General features: G+C 65.7%; 2 protein-coding genes. Both read right to left on the reverse strand.

Translation table 11 applies throughout. The features are described from left to right. Positions 1 to 129 precede the first annotated feature (129 nt). Positions 130 to 879, reverse strand: coding sequence for an ATP-binding protein (locus H5397_RS17310; RefSeq protein ID WP_182818984.1), 750 nt, complete (start codon positions 877 to 879; stop codon positions 130 to 132). Then, the gene (locus H5397_RS17315) at positions 876 to 1,592 is read right to left on the reverse strand and encodes a hypothetical protein (protein WP_182818986.1); all 717 of its coding nucleotides are present in this window, start codon (positions 1,590 to 1,592) and stop codon (positions 876 to 878) included. The genes H5397_RS17310 and H5397_RS17315 overlap by 4 nt, the downstream gene beginning before the upstream one ends. Positions 1,593 to 1,833: the final 241 nt, after the last annotated feature.

The following is a 1,833-nucleotide window of genomic DNA, read 5'->3' on the forward strand; positions in this document are numbered from 1 at the left end:
CGAACTCTACCGCCGAGGCTTTGTACTCCTCGGTGAATGCCCTCCGTGTCGATCCCATCGTCGGTTCCTCCCAAGTTCAGGAACCCGCGGAATATGCCCCACCCTCCACCAAAGCGGGAACGGTCCAGTTCAGCCGGCCGCGGCGGCGGTGTGCTCCCGCATGTTGACGTCGCCGGTCTCGATCCAGAGGGTGTTGTGGACGATGCGGTCCATGATCGCGTCGGCGTGGACCCCTCCGCCGAGGCGCTGGTGCCAGTCCTTCTTCGCGTACTGGGTGCAGAACACGGTCGAGGTGGCGTCGTAGCGGCGTTCGAGGAGCTCGAGCAGCATGGACCGGACGTCGTCGGTGGGCGGGTCGAGCAGCCATTCGTCGATCACGAGGAGCGTGAATGTGGAGTACTTCCGCAACCACTTCTCCCGACCGGCGGGCTTGTCTTTCGCCGCGGTCCAGGTCTCTTCGAGGTCGGGCATGCGGATGTAGTGCGCCCGGTAGCGGTGCTGACACGCCTGCTTCGCCAGCGCCGACCCGAGGTAGCTCTTCCCGGAGCCGGTGAAGCCTTGGAACACGACGTTCATGTGCCTCTGGATGAACTGGCAGGTCCCTAGCTGCGCGATCACGCCTCTGTCGAGCCCGCGTTGTTCGAGCATGTCGACGCGGCGGAGGTCCGCGTTCGGGTAGCGGAGCCCGGCGCGGCGGATGAGGCCTTCGACTTTGGAGTGGGTGAACGCGGCGTGGGCGTCGTCGACGGCGAGCTTGATCCGCTCCTCGAACACCAGCCCGATCGTGAGGGCGTCGTCTTGGATGTCGAGCGCGTCGACGAGGGCGGGGACGCCCATCTCTCGCAGCTTCCGCTTCGTCTCCGAATCGAGCCGGCTCATCGGGTGTCTCCTGCGTAGTAGTCGGCGCCGCGGACGTAGCCGGCGGGTTCCTCGTCGGCGGGTTCGAACCATGGGCCTCTGCCGCGTTGGTCCTGATTCGAGTCGAGGATCGGCCGCAGGTGCGCATACCTGGGTGATCGGACTCGGGAATCGAGTGCGATGCCGGCGGCGGCTTCGACCCGGGTGGCGGAGTAGCGGCGGGTCAACCTGAGCACTGCCAGCGCGGCGCCGAGCCCCTGCTCGTCGACGGGGACGGACTCGAAGATCCGGTTCACGATCGTGGTGGTGTTCTCCCCGATCCGAGCGGCCCACTCCCGTGCCCGTTGCGGGTCCATCTGCTGGTAGCGGGGCCCGTCGGGCAGATCCGAGTCGTGCGTCCGGTACTCGTTGACCACCCCGGCTGGGGCGAGGAGATGGCTGGTCAGCCGCTGATCCCCGGCGAACACCTCGAGGGTGGTGTCGGTGATGCGCAGGTCGACGGACCGACCGATGTTCTCGTAAGGGACCGAGTAGAAGTTCCTCTCGAACACCACATGTCCGTTCTTCTGGACCTTGCGGCCGTAGAGCCACTGCGAGATCTCGAACGGAACCTGCGGGAGCGGCCGCAGCAGCGGCTTCTCCTCACCCTCGAACACCGAAAGCCTCGACCCGGCGCGTTTCTGAAACGGCTTCGCGTTGTAAGCGGCGACGCGTTCGTAGACCGCGGCCCGCAACTCCGGCAGCGTCGCGAAGGTGCGGTCGCGGAGAGCCGCGATCACCACCGTCGCAACGTTCCCGACCGTGCCCTCGACACTCGGCTTGTCCTTCTTATCCCGAATTCGGGATAAGAAGGACTATCCCGAGGATCTGGTTATCCCGAGTCGTGGCCGTTGCTGCTTGTCAACGGGGGCTGTGGCTGGGGATCCTCGGGATAATCACGCTCCTGGCGTTCCAGTCGTAGGTTGCTCGTCTCTG

The sequence above is a fragment of the Propioniciclava sp. MC1683 genome (assembly GCF_014164675.1).
GTDB lineage: Bacteria > Actinomycetota > Actinomycetes > Propionibacteriales > Propionibacteriaceae > Propioniciclava.